The organism is Crocinitomix algicola (assembly GCF_001661595.2).
In the GTDB taxonomy this organism is placed as follows: domain Bacteria; phylum Bacteroidota; class Bacteroidia; order Flavobacteriales_D; family Crocinitomicaceae; genus Crocinitomix; species Crocinitomix algicola.
Map to the genome: position 1 here is coordinate 196,932 of NZ_LYPF02000004.1, position 16,544 is coordinate 213,475.

Consider the following 16,544-nt stretch of genomic DNA (forward strand, 5'->3'; position numbering starts at 1 on the left):
TTATGTAACATCGAAACCGCTTATGTACTTTGGACTCCTTTTAATTGCCTCAATTTCTGTTGCAGAAAACCCATTCATTTTTGCCACAATAGAAATTGAATTATCAACTTTATTTTTTTGGAGAAAGCCCCATTTTACTGGTAATTTTTTAACCCTTTGATGATTCTCATCTTCCCAAATTAATAGAGAATGATGACGGGTAATTGCTAATACACCTTCTAATAACTGCTGGATAAAATGTTCCTTACCCGTTTTCCAAAAAAGACCTTCAGTTGCTAAATAACGATGACTTTTTGGGTTGATAATTTTATTGAGATATGGGATATAGGGAGCTAAACGGAGCATTAGTTTCCCTTTAAGTCCTGGTAATTTTTTTATTTTCCAATGTACTGGGTTAGCTTGAATGCCCGCAACAATTTCATCATTTATCCTTAAAACGAAATAATTCTCATTTTTAAATAAATGGGTGGTTGAGAATAAAGCGTAACCATCATAAAAATTCCGGATATCCTTAAGGGTTGTCGTATGGTCATCTGTATTGAGCACTTCTACACCTCTATTTTTGGGACGAACCTTAGAAAATGCAATAGTCTTAAAACTGCCAATTGTTTGAAAACCAAAACTTGTATTTAGGTTATAGGAACGGTAGTTTTCAGGGTCAATATATGCCCAAAAAAAACTGCTTTTTCGTTCCGGATTGTCGAATGACAGGTTGCTGGTTTCAAATAAACCTTTAAAATAATCATGAAGTGAACTGCGTCCTTTACTTGGTTTAGTATTTCCTTGAAACAAGGAGCTAAATGCTACATATCGGATGTAAAATGAATTAAGTTCACTTTTAGGCAAACTAATATCCCGCTGACAGAGTGTGACGTTAGCCACTACTTTATCATTCCGATATAAACAGAAGTGATTAGGACAATTTAGCTTGTAGATTTTTCGTGGTGTATCTAATAACTGATACAAAGTTCCATTGGTACCAATTAAGGTATTTGAAAGTAATTCTACCAGCTCTTTTGAAGCTACCTTTTCATGCTTAACAAGCCTGTGAAAAGGATTATTATCCATTTTCTATTATTTGTAAAGGACAGCCTTTGTCGCCGCAATTACCCGCTCGACATTTGGTAAAGCCTCAGCCATCAAACTAGGACTAAAAGGAAATGGAGTGTCTGATTGCATAACTCGTTTAACGGGAGCATCCAAATAGTCAAAAGCATAATGTTGAACATGATAAGCAATTTCTGATGCAATTGATGCTATCGGCCAAGACTCTTCAACCACAACTAATCGATTCGTTTTTTTAACCGAATTGACCACCGTACCGTAATCAATCGGACGAACAGATCTTAAGTCAATAATTTCACATGAAATTCCTTCTTTCTCCAATTCATCAGCCGCTTTAAAAGCTTCTTTGATGATTTTCCCGAAACTAACGATTGTAACATCACTTCCTTCGCGCTTAACTTCAGCAACACCGATTGGAACAATATACTCTCCTTCTGGAACTTCACCCTTATCACCATACATTTTTTCAGATTCAAGAACCAATACAGGGTCTTCATCACGAATGGCAGATTTTAAAAGTCCCTTGGCATCATATGGTGTTGATGGTGTAACAACTTTTAATCCCGGTACGTGCGCATAGAATGACTCAAAACTTTGAGAGTGAGTTGCTGCCAATTGACCCGCGGTCCCATTACCACCTCTAAACACAATTGGACATCCTACCTGCCCACCTGACATTTGCAACATTTTTGCCGCACTATTAATAATTTGATCAGCTGCTAAAATGGCAAAATTCCAAGTCATAAATTCAACAATTGGACGCAAACCATTCATCGCTGCTCCCACGGCAATCCCAGTGAAACCTAATTCAGCAATCGGAGTGTCAATTACACGTTTCTCTCCAAATTCATCTAACATTCCTTGAGAAACTTTATAGGCTCCATTATAATTCGCAACTTCTTCACCGAGTAAAAAGACATTTTCGTCTTTTCTCATTTCTTCAGACATGGCTTCACGAAGCGCTTCTCTAAATTGCAGTGTTTTCATTTGTTATCTTATTTATTATAAATCTATTCTCAAATAGTTAAAAGTCAATAGAGCTGCTCACATTGTCCCTATGAAAAAGAGATAGATTAGCCGCCAAATCTACGAAATTATGAATTGATTCAAGGGAAAAAAAATATTTTTTTAAATTCTATCCATTGATTACTTAAAAATATTTTTGTACTCCTTTCTTTTTTCAACGATTAGGACTATATTCGCAGATTCTAAAAATAAACAAAAAGACAGAAATGGCTGTAATTGGAAAAATTCAAAAAAATTCGTTGTTGCTCCTTATTGTAATTGGATTGGCAATGTTAGCTTTTATCTTTACAGATTTCATCAAGGGTGGTGGAAACGATGTGGAGCAAATGAGTACGGCAACTTTATATGGTGAACCGATTGACGAAGCTGAATACAGCGAGTTACGAGATGCTTATGTTGGTCGAGCAAGAAATGAGGCTGCGTACCAACAAAAAGATTTTACAAGTGCAGATGAAAGTGCTGCTGAAAACAGAGCTTTCAACGAAATGGTAAGAAGAACCATTCTTGAACAAGAGTTCGAGAAGCTTGGAATTACGTGTACAGTTGACGAATTGAATGATATGATTCATGGTAATCATATTCACGAATGGGTAAAACAAGTTGGTGTGTTTAATGGTCCAAATGGTTTTTCTAAAGATTCAGTAAGAAATTATATTTCACGACTGGAAATGGAGCCAGTTGGTGCTTCAAACGAGGTGCGTGAAGCGTGGTTAACTCAGCGTCAACAATGGCAAGATTTTGAAAATGAACTTGAAAACGCGAGAAAAGCCGATAAATACGTTTCTCTTATTAAAAAAGGTTTATATGTCAATAAATTAGAAGGTAAAGAGCAGTACAATGCATTGTACAATAAAAAGAAGATTCGTTACGTAGTAAAGAAGTTCAATACAATCGCTGAAGATGAAGTTGAGTTGTCGGATGACGATTTGATGGCTTATTTTGAGGAACATAAAAATGATCCTCAGTACGAGCAAGAAGAAGCAAGACGTTTGGACCTTGTTTTTATGACAATTGAACCTTCTAAGCTTGATATGGAACAAATTAAATCTGAGATCGAAGATTTAAAAGCTCCTTTTGCTGCGGCAGAAAATAATATTGCATTTGTTTACCAAAATACGGAATCTCAGTTTTTATCTGATTCTACTGTTTTTTCAATGAATATGGGGACTGATTTAGCTTACAATCAACAAGGAGGAAGTTATCCTGAGTGGGCGGATGAGCAAGTTCAATCAGCCAAAATTGGTGATGTTTTAGGACCGTTCGAAACATCTCAAAATGAAATTGCATTAGCAAAAGTTACTGGGCTGCCAACAGAAAAGCAAGCCTGGGTTAGACATATTCTTATTTCAACAGGGGCAACAAGATCTGAGGAGCGAGCGAAAGCTATTTCGGATAGTTTGATTCAGGTTATAAAAGCCAATGACAACTTTACCGAAATTGTAAGCACAATGAGTGAAGACCCTGGTTCAATTGATAATGGAGGAGAATACAAATGGTTTAAAGAAGGGGTAATGGTAACGGAGTTTAATGATGCCGCTTTTAACGGTCCTATTGGTCAATTACAATTGGTAAAAACCTCTTATGGGTATCATATTGTTGAGGTTTTAGGTCAAGCTAATCGAGTGACTCCTCAATTGGCAATTGTTGCGAAGAAAATCAAACCAAGTGAAAATACACTGAGAGATATTGAAAGTAAAGCGTACGATTTTATTTATGCAGTTAACGAATCAAATGATGATTCTGCATTTGTTAAAATGGCTTTAGATAGCAATATGACACCAAACTCAGTAAGAGTTATGCTTGCAAATGATTATGTGCCAGGAGTACAAGATTCTGATAAATTATTAGAATTTGCTTTTGGAAAAGGTGCTAAAGAAGGTCATTTATCTGACCCAATTTTAGACAATGACAAATTTATTGTTGCACGAATTGAAAATGTGATTGAAGAAGGAACACCGGAATTTGCAGATGTAAAGGACGCGATGCGTACTCCCGCTTTAAATGAAAAAAGAGGTGAACTATATGCTGAAAAAATGAAGGATAAAACATTGGAAGCTTTAGTCGCTGAGTTTGACGGTTTGACTATTCAGCAAAATGAAATTACATTTAGCAGTAAAACTATTGGTAAAGGAGGAAAGGCAGAGCCAGAGTTAGTCGGTAAATTATTCACAAATATTTCAACTGGAACAACAACTAAGCCATTAATCGGAAAAGAAGGCGTTTATGTTATTGCAATTGATAGTGAAACAGAAGCAAATCCAACAACGGATTATACCTTAGTTACTGATCCATTAATGTCTAAAAGAGTATCATCTTCTGACTCTCGTGTCATTAGTGCATTAAGAGAGAAGGCAGATCTAGTGGATAACAGAAGAAGAATTAAATTCCAACGATAGGGAATTATAAAGCTTAAATAATAAAACCTTGCTTTTAGAAACTTTAACAGTGGATGGGCAAGGTTTTTTTGTGCCCTAAATTGGAGAAAACTGGTACGAATAGTTTTGTTTATCTTTGCAAAAAAACAACATGCGTAAAAAACACCCGAGAGAATCAGTGTCCACCACAACTAAAGTGGTATTACCCAATGATACCAATACATTAGGAAAATTATTCGGAGGTTCACTCCTTGCATGGATAGATGAAATTGCGGCTGTCGCTGCTCATCGTCATTCAGGACGCGTTTCTGTGACGGCATCTATAAATAATGTCTCATTTACCATGCCTGTGGATTTAGGAGCGATTGTGACGTTAAGCGCAAAAGTTTCGCGAGCATTCAACTCTTCTATGGAGGTTATTATTGATGTTTTTGTAGAAGATCGTAAAACACAACAACAAATAGCGAGCAACCAGGCGATATTGACTTTTGTGGCGGTGGACCAAAATGGTAATGCGATTGATGTTCCTGAAATTGTTCCTGAAACGGAAGAAGAACAAAAAAGATACGATGCTGCTTTAAGAAGAAGACAACTCAGTTTATTGCTCGCTGGAAGAATCAAGGCGAATGAAGCGACAGAACTCAAAGCACTTTTTGAAGAATAATACAGATTAAAATTCCGAATTTACCGCCTCTGCAATCTCAACTAGCGGTTGGTTAATCATGCATTTGAAATGTTCTTTTGGGCACTTATTATGCCCTATTTTTGAACATGGACGACAAGGTAAATCCTTTACTTCAAAAATGGAATAATTAGCTGGTTTGCTGGGCTGATACGGGTACATTCCAAATTCTGGCACTGTATTTCCCCAGATCGAAATTATTTTCTTTTCAAAAGATGAGGCAATATGCATAAGTCCGGTGTCATGAGTAATTACGACTTGTGACTGTTGGACAATCGATGCCGATTGATTCAAATTAAGTTTACCACAAAGGTTGATAACATTTGGACATGACTCAGATATACTCACAGCAGTACCTATATCGCTGGGGCCGCCTAATAATACAATTTGCGAGCTTATTTGTTTGATTAGGCTGATGATTTTGTCTTTTGGCAATCGCTTTGTTGCGAATTGTGCGCCAATGGCAAAAGCAGCAAAACAATCGTTAATACCATAGTCTGCTAATCGTACTTGGTCTTCATTTGGAATGTAATAAGACAAGCCCGCTTGGTCGTTTTTAACCCCAAGTTTTTTTACAGCTCCAAAATACCGTTCAACGATATGAATTTCTGGTAGTTTATTTACTTTAAATTTCGTGAGTAAAAACTTTTCGAAATTTAATTTAGAAAATGTACCAGAAGGTTTTTTTAAAGCTTTTTTGACGCGAAATGACCTCAAGTTTCTATGTAAGTCGACCACGAAGTCATAATTTTCTTTTTGTAGTTCGCGAATTACGTCGTTTAATGATTCTCCTAATACATATACACGGTTGATATTAGGATTGTTTTGGACAATTGAGCCGTACGTCTTTTTTGTCAAATAATGAATTTCGATATTTTCCAACTGATTTTTTAGCGTACGAACGATGGGACTCGTTAGAACAATATCTCCAATTGAGCTAAACCGTATGATTAAAACTTTTTTCAACAGGGTAAATTTAATGATTATTGACCAAGACAGGCCTATTCGCGATTTTTACTATCAATGAATATTGTAACCGGTCCATCATTAATCAATGAAACCTCCATATGCGCTCCAAAAACTCCTTTTTGAACGGGCTTATTGAGTAATTTATTTAAGGAATCTACAAATAAATCGTATAGTGGTAATGCAATGTTAGGGGGTGCTGCCTTAATAAAAGATGGCCTATTTCCTTTTTTGGTTTTGGCAAATAAGGTGAATTGACTAATGGCTAAAATTTCACCATCAATATCAATAATTGAATGGTTCATTTGACCCTTTTCGTCTGAGAAAATGCGGAGATTGGTAATTTTTTTGGACAACCACTCAATGTCTTCTTCTGTGTCACTTTCTCCAATACCTACCAATAATAAATAACCATTTTCAATTGATGAAATTAGATTACTATCCACCGAAACACTTGCTTTTGAAACACGTTGTATTATAATTCGCATCTCTCTATTTATAAATGTCTTTTCGAAAAGTTTCTGTTTCGTCCTCTTCCATCATTTTAATATAATTGATATAGCGGCTGGGTGCTAATTCATCATCCAAAAATGCTTGTTTCACGGCGCATTTTGGTTCATTCATATGCTGGCAATTATTGAATTTACAATCTACTAGCAATTCTCTCATTTCCGGAAAATAATGGGATAATTCGGTTTTGTCAAAATCGATAAGTCCAAACGCTCTAATTCCTGGGGTGTCGATTATAAAGCCGCCTGACTGCAATTCAAACATTTCAGCGAAAGTCGTGGTGTGTAATCCAGAAGCATGGCTTTTAGAAATGGCTCCTGTTTTCAAATCTAAATTTTGGTCAAGACTATTTACCAAAGTAGATTTTCCAACACCACTATGTCCACCAAACATGACTTTTTTTCCTTTGATTTCTTCTTTTAGAAATGAAACCGATTCGGGTCGTTTAGCTGAAATTGTCTGACAGGAGTATCCCGCTTTTTCGTATATAATTTTTAGTTCTTCGAGTTCCTGAAGTTCCGTTTCTCCGTATAAATCAATTTTGTTAAATAGAATGGTGACAGGAATATGATAGGCCTCGGCAGTAACAATAAAACGATCGATAAAACCGGTTTGAGTTTGTGGGGCTACTAGCGTCACAATTAAATAAACTTTGTCAATATTTGCTGCAAGAATATGGGACCTTTTGCTGAGGTTGATTGATTTTCGGATGATGTAATTTTTGCGAGGTAAGATTTTTTTGATCACCCCGTTTCGATTTTCATTTTCTTCTTCCTCTATCTCAAATTTCACTTCATCTCCCACTGCGATGGGATTGGTTGATTTTATATCATCCATACGCAATCTTCCGCGTATTCTGCAATTCCACTCAAGTTGCTCTTGATCGATTACTTTATACCAACTTCCGGTAGATTTTATAACAGTGCCTTGTTTCAATTTATGCGTTTTGCAGTAAAATTAGACAATAATTTGACTTTTTCAGGCATATAATTGAGGATTAGCCGAATTCAATTATCTTTGGTCTCATGCAAAAATTATCCATACTCATTCCTGTTTATAATGAGGATCAAACAATTGGTGAAGTAATTTCGGTAATTGATCAACTTCAAATTCTGAACGGAATAAGTAAAGAGGTAATTATAATTGATGATTGTTCTACCGATAATTCGAATAAAGAAATTCAAAAGGCGCTGAATGCCATTCAAAATAAAGATTTCTTTTTAATCAAGCATACAAAGAATACAGGTAAAGGAGGAGCAATTCATACTGGGATAAAAAAAGCTACTGGGGAGTACATAATTATTCAAGATGCGGATTTAGAATTAGATCCAAATGAAATAAATACACTACTTGATCAAGTTGTCAATAATGGAGCAGATGTTGTTTATGGATCAAGATTTTTAGGTCAAACAACTAAAGGAGGTTCGTTTTTAAGCAATTTAGCGAATAGCTTTTTAACCCGATTATCAAACTTGGTTTTTGGTATAAGAATAACAGATATGGAAACCTGTTATAAGCTTGTTCCTGCTGCCGAGTTTAAGCAATTAAATTTAGTAGAAAAGCGTTTTGGATTTGAGCCTGAAATCACGGCTAAATTGGCAAAAAACAAGGAGTTAGTCTGGAAAGAAGTGCCGATAACCTACAATGCTCGTACCGAAGAGCAAGGAAAGAAAATTGGTTGGAAAGATGGATTTCGGGCAATTTGGTGTATTCTGAAATACGGTTTGGGTAGTTCTCGATACGTTGACCGTTAAAAATTAACCTTTTTTAGCATCTTCAAGGGATTACATTCGTACATTTGTTCGTTACAATCTTAATCATTGTGGACAAAAAGCAAGCTAAATACGATAGAGCTTATTTAAGTATGGCAACAGAGTGGGCTAAATTATCTCACTGTAAACGCAAACAAGTAGGGGCTTTAATTGTTAAGAATAAGACAATAATTTCGGACGGATACAATGGAACGCCATCTGGTTTCACCAATTCGTGTGAAGATGAAAATGGAGAAACACACTGGTATGTGTTACATGCAGAGGCGAATGCAATACTAAAGGTTGCAAAATCGACCCAAAATGCTGAAGGGGCAACGTTGTATATTACACTTTCTCCGTGTAAAGAGTGCAGTAAATTAATCATTCAAGCAGGAATAAAACGAGTAGTATATTTGAGTCAATACAAAGATAGCTCTGGTATTGACTTTTTAAATAAATTCGGTATTGAAACCGTTCATTTCAAATGAGTATAATGGAAGAAAATAGATTCGAGATAGAGCAACAAAAAAAGGGAGTTAGTTATGTTTATTTAATTCCAATTTTAATGGGTGTAACTTTGGCATTGGGGGTTTGGTTAGGCACAATGTTTATTCCTGCGGGACAAGGACCTCAAAATTATGTAAAGGAAAATTCAACGAAGTTTAATACAATCCTCCAAATGATTGAGGATCGTTATGTGGATACGGTAGACCATGACCTTTTAATTGAAAGTTCGATTGAGGGCATGATTAAAAAATTAGATCCACATAGCAACTATATTCCAGCTTCAGATTTAGGCGATGTTAATGAACAACTAGACGGCAAATTTGGTGGAGTAGGGATTCGATTTATTATTCATGACGACACCTTAGTTGCGACGCATATTATCCCGGGCTCTCCTTCATTAAGAGCCGGTTTAAAACCTGGAGATCGAATAGTGCAAGTGGATGATGAAAAAATTACGGGTGAAGAAGTAACAAATGAAAAGGTGATGGACCTTTTGAAAGGCAATGCTGGAACTGAGGTAAAAGTAAAGGTTTACCGGAAAGGCGAATTAATCGATTATTCTATCGTCCGGGGCTCTATTAACGTAAGCAGTATTGACGCTTCTATAATGCTAAGTCCAAAAGTAGGGTTTATAAAATTGAATAGTTTTACTCAACGATCAGGCAATGAATTTATCGCTGCTGCACAGACCTTGAAATCCCAGGGCATGGAAAAATTAATTTTTGATTTAAGAAACAATGGAGGTGGGTTTTTAAGTGAAGCCACTGAAATTGTCGATCAGTTTTTAGGTTCGGGAAAATTAATTGTGTACACTCAAGGTCGAAAAGAGAAAAGACAAGATTATTATTCTTCATCACGTGGAATTTTAGAAGATACAGAAGTGGTGATTTTAATCAACTCTTTGTCGGCTTCTGCCAGTGAAATTGTGGCGGGGGCTATTCAAGATAATGATAGAGGTTTAATTATGGGACGACGCTCTTTTGGTAAAGGGTTAGTGCAGGATCAAAAAGAATTTACGGATGGAAGTGCTTTGCGATTGACGATATCACGATATTATACACCTACAGGGCGCTCTATCCAAAAGCCATATGGCGAAGGGGTCGATTATGAGAACGATTATTTTGAGCGTTATGAAAATGGTGAATTATTGAATGAAGACTCCATCAAGGTTGATGAGTCATTAAAGTTTGTTACGGAAGGTGGTCGTGTTGTGTATGGTGGTGGGGGAATTTATCCGGATACATTTGTCCCAAACGATACAGCCGGAGCTTCATATTATTTAACGCAATTGTATTATGCTGGTGTATTTAATCACTGGGCAATTAATTATTTGGACCAGTATCGGGATGAATTAAAAGATTTTGACGCTTTCAATAAATCGTTTAAAGTGTCTAATAGCATGTTTGAAAAATTTATCACTTATGCAGAAAAATTGGGAGTAAAGCGTAATGCATACGATATTGTAACGTCTAGAGAAGTAATTAAGAATAGAATGAAGGCAGAAATTGCTCGACATGTTTGGGAAGATAATGGTTATTATTCTGTTTATCTTGAACATGATTTAGATGTAATTAAGGCACTGAGTCATTTTAATTCCGAAAGTTAACCAGCAGTTCTTTTAAACTGCTAAAATTTAAGTGATGGATTCAATACATAATGCAGTTAAAGAATATTACGGTAATACTTTAAATCAGTCGGAAGACTTAAAAACGAATGCTTGCTGTACCTTAAGTCCACCACCGAAACATATCCAAGAGGCATTGTCTTTGGTACATGATGAGGTACAATCAAAGTATTATGGCTGCGGACTTACTATTCCATCAGAGGTAAAAGGACTAAGAATACTGGATTTAGGGTCAGGTAGTGGTCGTGATTGTTATATCGCGAGTAAATTAGTTGGAAAAGATGGTCGCGTGGTTGGTGTTGATATGACAGACGAACAATTAGAAGTAGCAAATCGTCATATTGATTATCATACCGAAAAGTTTGGTTTTGAAAACCCCAATGTAGAGTTTATAAAAGGGAATATAGAAGCCTTGGATGAATTGCATTTAGCGCCAAATAGTTTTGATTTAATCATCTCAAATTGTGTAATTAATTTGGCTACAAATAAAGAAAAGGTTTTGTTGGATGTATATCGACTATTGAAACCAGGAGGTGAGATGTATTTTTCTGATGTGTACAGTGATAGAAGAGTTCCATTAACGCTTCAAAAAGATGAAGTTTTATGGGGTGAATGCTTGAGCGGTGCGATGTATTGGAATGATTTTTTAAATGCAGCAAAACGAGCTGGGTTTACTGATCCTCGGGCAGTTGAAAATAAACCAATATCAGTCGAAAATCCGGAACTTGAGGACAAATTAGGTGATATCGCATTTTTCTCGGTTACTTATCGACTTTTTAAATTGGACGGGTTAGAGTCTGACTGTGAAGATTATGGACAAGCTGTGACGTATAAAGGAACAATTTCTGAAGAAAAAAATGGTTTTATTTTAGATGACCATCATTATTTCCCTACAGGAAAAGTAATGACAGTTTGCGGGAATACTTATCGTATGTTAAATGAAACACGATTTAAAGGACATTTTGATTTTTACGGTACTTGGGATACTCATTATGGTATTTTTGAAGGCTGTGGGGGAGCTATGCCTTTTAACACTGTAGAAAAGAATGAGGATGTAGGGTCGTGTTGTTAAATGAATGTTTAGAAAAGAAAAGCCCCAAATCTCAATTGAGTTTGGGGCTTTTTTAGCGTTTTATTTCTTGTTAAATCTTACCAATTATGGCTTCTGATACGTTAATAATATGATCACCAACTTTTTCACATGAAGAGAAAAGGTTATTAAAAATCATTCCACTTTCCATATTAAATTCAGAATTCCCGAGATTTTCAAGATGCTCACCTCTCATTTTATCTCTCTTTTTATTGATCGCAATCTCTGCAGCATTTGCTTTATCAATAGAAACGACTGACCAATCTGAATTTAAATTCTCAATCATTATTTCAAATGCTTTGTCTACTAATTCAAACATTTCAACAAGGCTTTCTCTTTGTTTAGGCACGAACCAAATCTTGTGTTCATCTTTACGTTCAATCGTTTTTGACATTTGATAATAAATGTCTCCAATTCGCTCCAAATCATTTACAATACTATTCATTGATCTAACCCGTTCTGCTGTCTCTTCTGACATTTCACCTTCAGAAACCTTTGCCAAATAAGTTGCGACTTCTATTTCTACACGGTCAGTTATTACCTCATATTTGGCAATTTTCTCATGCAGTTTAGTTTTCGTTTTTTTGTTTTGCTCGTGCAATAAAGATTGTGTAAACCTGGACATTCTACTTGTAATCTCACCAAATTTAGCCACTTCCTTTTTCGCTTCGTAAATTGATAAATCTGGCGTACCCATAATTCCTGACCCAATATAATCTAAATGGAATTCTTCATCTGCAGCACCTTTAGATTTAACTGTTTGTTCTGCCATTCTCACCAACCAAGGAACAAAAGGTAATAAGATAACCACGTTCAGTAAATTAAAAGTCGTGTGAAAAACGGCTAAACCAACGTTTGCAGCATCGGCGTTTGTGTAAGGATCACCATCAATAAATAATAAGGCTAATCCTTGAAGAATTATAGGGAATAATAAAATTGCCCAAGTCACCCCAATTAAGTTAAATAAAGAGTGGATTCTTGCTGATCGTTTTGCATGTACATTCCCAATTAATGAAGCAATCTCGGCGGTAATAGTCGTACCGATATTTTCACCTAAAATCATTGCAGATGCAACTTCAAATGGAATTACTCCTCCCGCTACTAATGTCATTGTTAGTGCCATAGCTGCGGACGAAGATTGTATAATCACAGTTACCAAAGCACCTAAACCTACAAACATGATAGGACCATACCAAACATCTCTAAAGTCTATGAAAAATTGAACAATCGGATGCTCTGGTCCTAAGTCAGGCACAGAATCTTTTAAGTAACCAAGTCCCATAAAAAGTAAAGAAAATCCTATGATTACACTTGACCATGTTTTAGCTTTTCCTTTAGTAAAAAACATTAACGGTGCACCAAATGCAATAAAGATTAAGGCATAACTACCTATACTCACCTTAAACCCGAAAAGTAAAATCAACCAAGCAGTAATTGTCGTTCCAATATTGGCCCCCATCATTACTCCTGCCGATTGTCTCAAGGTTAATAAACCGGCGTTTACAAAACTAACTGTCATTACCGTAGTTACTGATGAAGACTGAACAATTGAAGTAATACCGAACCCCGTAAAAACACCTTTAATTCGGTTGGATGTAATTGAACCTAACATATTTCGTAAACGAGATCCTGCAGCTTTTTGAAGTCCTTCACTCATTATTTTCATACCAAATATGAACATTCCTAGCGATCCAATCAAAATCAATAGTTTAAATACACCCCATGCACGTTCGGTTTCAAATTTGCCCGATTTAGACCAGTAGGTTTTATCATCCAATACTAATCCAACTTTAAATACATAATTTTCCCCGCCAGGAATATCCTCTATTTTCTCTTTAATCTGATTTGCAGGAATGTTCTCAATGTACTCCCAAGGTGATTTATCGCTGTATTTTTCGTTTTGTTTTGCTCCAATTTTCGTGTTGTATTTAATCACGAATGTTGCGTTTGGATAAACGGAGATTATTTGGTTCATTTTATCTAACTCTATTCCCCAGCTTATTTCGCCGGCTTCTACCTTGCCTTTTCCATTTCTATTTTTGAAAATTGTAGCACTAATTGAATTGATAGGAATAATACGTTCGTCATAGACTATGCTTGATTCAGAGTTACCAGAACCAACCATAAGTTCAAAAAGTATATTCTCTTCAACGTTAGGAATAGTGATTGACGAGCTATCGGTATATGCAGCTTTCACTTCTTTCCATTGGTTACCATCTATGGGCTTATACTTAAATCCAATAAAATTCGCTTTTGATTTTAGTTGATCCCAAGCAAGTGTAAGGTCACCTTCTTTGAGTTCCTTTAATGTTTTTTTATGCGTATAGTTTTTAAAACTAAAGGAAAGGTTTTCAAGGTCCACTTGTACAACTACTTCAGGAATAATAATAGCTGTATCAATATCCTCTTCTGATACATTTGGTGTCGAGCTTAAGCTAATGTTAATAGCCAAGAACATTAGGCTTAAAAGCAATACAATTCTTTTCATTCGAATGGTATATTTTATTAGTTAAAATTTGCGCAAAAATAGGTCAAAGCCGAGGTGAACCATTTTTTTTAATGTTAAGCTTATGTTAACAAAGGGTCTTGTTAATTATATGTCAGGTTCAATTTATTTTAAATCTCAAAACACTTAAAACGCATTAAAACAAGCTGTTAAAACGTGTTTTTAAGTCGTTTTTTCTTCTATTCTATGTTAATATAAGGTTAAGATTAGGTTGTGTATGTAAAAAATATGTTAATAATAACGCAACTTTGCATCAAAATAATCAAGAGCTAATTCGTGTTAACTCTTTAGTTAACAGATGTCTGGATTAGTTTACAATAAATTAACTTAAGCCTTTTCGTAATGAGAATAGCTTTTACAGGACTTTTGTTCTTTTTGGGTGTAGCAACAGCTCAAGCGCAATACGTTCCTAAAACCTTTGGTAAAGGAATAAATTTTATCGGTAAAGATTCGACTTTTTCAATGAAATTTGGAATTCGATTTCAGACATTAATGATGGCGGATTGGACAGTGAGCAATGATCAACTTGATAAGATTGGGCAATTAGAATCTAATTTTTTATTGCGTCGTTCACGATTAAAGTTCAACGGCTTTGCATTTCTTCCATCATTGAAATATAAAGTAGAGTTGGGGTTGTCAAATCGAGACATTGGTGGTGGAACAAGTAGTGAATATAGTAATGCTCCTAGGTTTATTTTGGATGCGTACTTGGATTGGAATTTTTATCAGAATTTTACGCTTCGAGTGGGACAGTCAAAATTACCAGGAAATAGAGAGCGTGTGATTTCATCAGGCGATTTAGCCTTAGTTGATCGATCATTATTAAATAGTCGATATAATATTGATCGAGATATAGGTTTACAATTAAAACATCATTTTACATTTGGAAAAAACTTTTTAGTTCGAGAAATAGTTGCCTTTTCACAGGGAGAAGGAAGAAATATAACGGTTGGCAATATTGGAGGATATGAATATACTTTTCGTTTAGAAATGTTGCCTTTTGGTAAGTTCGATTCAAAAGGAGACTATGTAGGTGGCGGACTGACACGTCCAAACTCACCGAAGTTGGCTGTTGGAGTAACTTATGATATTAATGAAGATGCTCCCAGACAAAGAGGGCAGGGCGGCCATTTTATTAAGAATTTAGATGGTAGCTATGCAGGGGAGACCTTATACACTTTTTTCGGTGATTTAATGTTTAAATATAAAGGCTTGTCGGTAATGGTTGAATATGCGCATAAAACAACGGAAGATGGAACACCTTCAGTATTTGATAAATACAATGAAAATTTCCTAATTGGCAGACATTATACGGGGAAAGGTGTAAATGTTCAAGCGGGCTGGTTATTCAAAAATAATTATGAATTAACCACAAGATTTACTCAGATTAACCCTAATTCTTCAATTGAAAAGGAGGAAAAAGAATACACAATTGGTCTTTCAAAGTATATTGTTGGGCATAAATTAAAAGTTCAAACTGACTTGTCTTATCGTTCAAATTCGAATGAATTTGGTGATGGAGTGGACGATCAACTCTTCTGGAGAGTACAGGTAGATCTTCATTTTTAGTAGCTTTTTCAAGGGTTTGACTAAGGTAAATTTTGCGTTATTTTAATGTTATGTATTTATTATTAACTTAAATGCGCAATCAATAATGTTTACTTTTGCTTAAAATTTAACTGAATAGATGAATAATTCTGTACTCGTTATCGATGATGAGCAAGACATCAGAGTCTTGATAAAATACAATTTAGAAAAAGAAGGGTTTATAGTTTCCGAAGCTTCAAATGGAGCGGATGGAATTGAAATTGCTAAAAAGAATATCCCTGACCTAATTCTTTTGGATGTAATGATGCCAGGAATGGATGGGATTGAAACCTGTGAAAAGCTAAAAGAAATCCCCGAGCTTCAGTCCACCATGATTTGCTTTTTAACGGCGCGCGGAGAAGATTATTCTCAAATTGCAGGATTTGATGCTGGAGCAGATGATTACATCACAAAACCAATTAAGCCAAAATTATTAGCAAGCAGAATCTCGGCTGTACTTAGGCGAAAAGGCGGTGGAGAAATAGTGGATGGACTGAATGGAGAAGGGGCTAAAGAAAAATCAATAACGATTGATCGCGAGCGCTATTTGATTTCAAAATCTGGCAATGAAATGTTTTTACCACGTAAAGAATTTGAATTGTTAGCCCTATTAATGTCTAAACCGGGTAAAGTATTTCATCGTGACTCTATTATGAATAATGTTTGGGGGACAGATGTCGTAGTTGGTGATAGAACGATAGATGTTCATATCCGAAAATTGCGTGAAAAAATAGGAGACACGCATATCGTCACCGTTAAAGGTGTTGGGTATAAGTTTGAAGATTAACAATTCGATTTTTTCGTTAAACATATCTTAATCATTTCAGTGTAAATGGATTTTAGCAAAATGTTATT

14 protein-coding genes are annotated in these 16,544 nt (G+C 35.6%); 8 read left to right on the plus strand and 6 right to left on the minus strand.

The window, feature by feature from the left end; all coding sequences use genetic code 11:
• Complete coding sequence (locus tag A8143_RS03910) at window positions 1–1,068, minus strand: hypothetical protein (RefSeq protein WP_066756576.1); 1,068 nt, start codon at window positions 1,066–1,068, stop codon at window positions 1–3.
• Window positions 1,069–1,074: 6 nt separating this feature from the next.
• Complete coding sequence (locus A8143_RS03915) at window positions 1,075–2,052, minus strand: pyruvate dehydrogenase complex E1 component subunit beta (RefSeq protein WP_066756579.1); 978 nt, start codon at window positions 2,050–2,052, stop codon at window positions 1,075–1,077.
• 245 nt (window positions 2,053–2,297) lie between these two features.
• Between A8143_RS03915 and A8143_RS03920 the strand changes: the two genes are divergently transcribed.
• Both A8143_RS03920 and A8143_RS03925 read left to right on the plus strand, forming a co-directional pair.
• A complete protein-coding gene (locus A8143_RS03920; RefSeq protein ID WP_066756582.1) occupies window positions 2,298–4,487 on the plus strand; it encodes a peptidylprolyl isomerase in 2,190 nt (729 codons plus the stop codon).
• Between the two features lie 130 nt (window positions 4,488–4,617).
• Entirely contained in the window at window positions 4,618–5,130 is a 513-nt protein-coding gene (locus A8143_RS03925; RefSeq protein WP_066756585.1) for an acyl-CoA thioesterase, read from the plus strand.
• Between the two features lie 6 nt (window positions 5,131–5,136).
• Here A8143_RS03925 and A8143_RS03930 read toward each other — a convergent pair whose 3' ends face one another.
• From A8143_RS03930 to rsgA, 3 genes are read right to left on the minus strand one after another with little or no spacing between them, the layout of a single operon-like run.
• Window positions 5,137–6,114: a glycosyltransferase family 9 protein gene (locus A8143_RS03930; protein ID WP_066756588.1), complete on the minus strand. Its 978-nt coding sequence runs from the start codon at window positions 6,112–6,114 to the stop codon at window positions 5,137–5,139.
• A 35-nt stretch (window positions 6,115–6,149) separates the two neighbouring features.
• The gene (dtd, locus tag A8143_RS03935) at window positions 6,150–6,602 is read right to left on the minus strand and encodes a D-aminoacyl-tRNA deacylase (protein WP_066756592.1); all 453 of its coding nucleotides are present in this window, start codon (window positions 6,600–6,602) and stop codon (window positions 6,150–6,152) included.
• Between the two features lie 4 nt (window positions 6,603–6,606).
• Window positions 6,607–7,560: a ribosome small subunit-dependent GTPase A gene (gene rsgA / locus A8143_RS03940; RefSeq protein ID WP_066756595.1), complete on the minus strand. Its 954-nt coding sequence runs from the start codon at window positions 7,558–7,560 to the stop codon at window positions 6,607–6,609.
• 89 nt (window positions 7,561–7,649) lie between these two features.
• Here rsgA and A8143_RS03945 point away from each other — a divergent pair, with 89 nt between their 5' ends.
• The 4 genes from A8143_RS03945 to A8143_RS03960 all read left to right on the plus strand — a co-directional run bounded on the left by A8143_RS03945 (window position 7,650) and on the right by A8143_RS03960 (window position 11,578).
• Window positions 7,650–8,378, plus strand: a complete 729-nt coding sequence (locus A8143_RS03945) for a glycosyltransferase family 2 protein (protein ID WP_066756598.1) — start codon at window positions 7,650–7,652, stop codon at window positions 8,376–8,378.
• Window positions 8,379–8,443: 65 nt separating this feature from the next.
• A complete protein-coding gene (locus tag A8143_RS03950) occupies window positions 8,444–8,863 on the plus strand; it encodes a deoxycytidylate deaminase (RefSeq protein WP_083261212.1) in 420 nt (139 codons plus the stop codon).
• Window positions 8,864–8,868: 5 nt separating this feature from the next.
• Complete coding sequence (locus A8143_RS03955) at window positions 8,869–10,488, plus strand: S41 family peptidase (RefSeq protein WP_066756815.1); 1,620 nt, start codon at window positions 8,869–8,871, stop codon at window positions 10,486–10,488.
• A 34-nt stretch (window positions 10,489–10,522) separates the two neighbouring features.
• Window positions 10,523–11,578 carry a methyltransferase domain-containing protein gene (locus tag A8143_RS03960; RefSeq protein ID WP_217494779.1) on the plus strand — a complete coding sequence of 352 codons (1,056 nt, stop codon included), beginning with the start codon at window positions 10,523–10,525 and terminating at the stop codon, window positions 11,576–11,578.
• Between the two features lie 70 nt (window positions 11,579–11,648).
• Here A8143_RS03960 and A8143_RS03965 read toward each other — a convergent pair whose 3' ends face one another.
• Window positions 11,649–14,084, minus strand: coding sequence for a Na/Pi cotransporter family protein (locus A8143_RS03965; protein ID WP_245676461.1), 2,436 nt, complete (start codon window positions 14,082–14,084; stop codon window positions 11,649–11,651).
• Between the two features lie 360 nt (window positions 14,085–14,444).
• Here A8143_RS03965 and A8143_RS03970 point away from each other — a divergent pair, with 360 nt between their 5' ends.
• The gene (locus tag A8143_RS03970; RefSeq protein WP_066756600.1) at window positions 14,445–15,671 is read left to right on the plus strand and encodes a porin; all 1,227 of its coding nucleotides are present in this window, start codon (window positions 14,445–14,447) and stop codon (window positions 15,669–15,671) included.
• Window positions 15,672–15,789: 118 nt separating this feature from the next.
• Window positions 15,790–16,476, plus strand: coding sequence for a response regulator transcription factor (locus A8143_RS03975; protein WP_066756603.1), 687 nt, complete (start codon window positions 15,790–15,792; stop codon window positions 16,474–16,476).
• The last annotated feature ends 68 nt before the right edge of the window (window positions 16,477–16,544 follow it).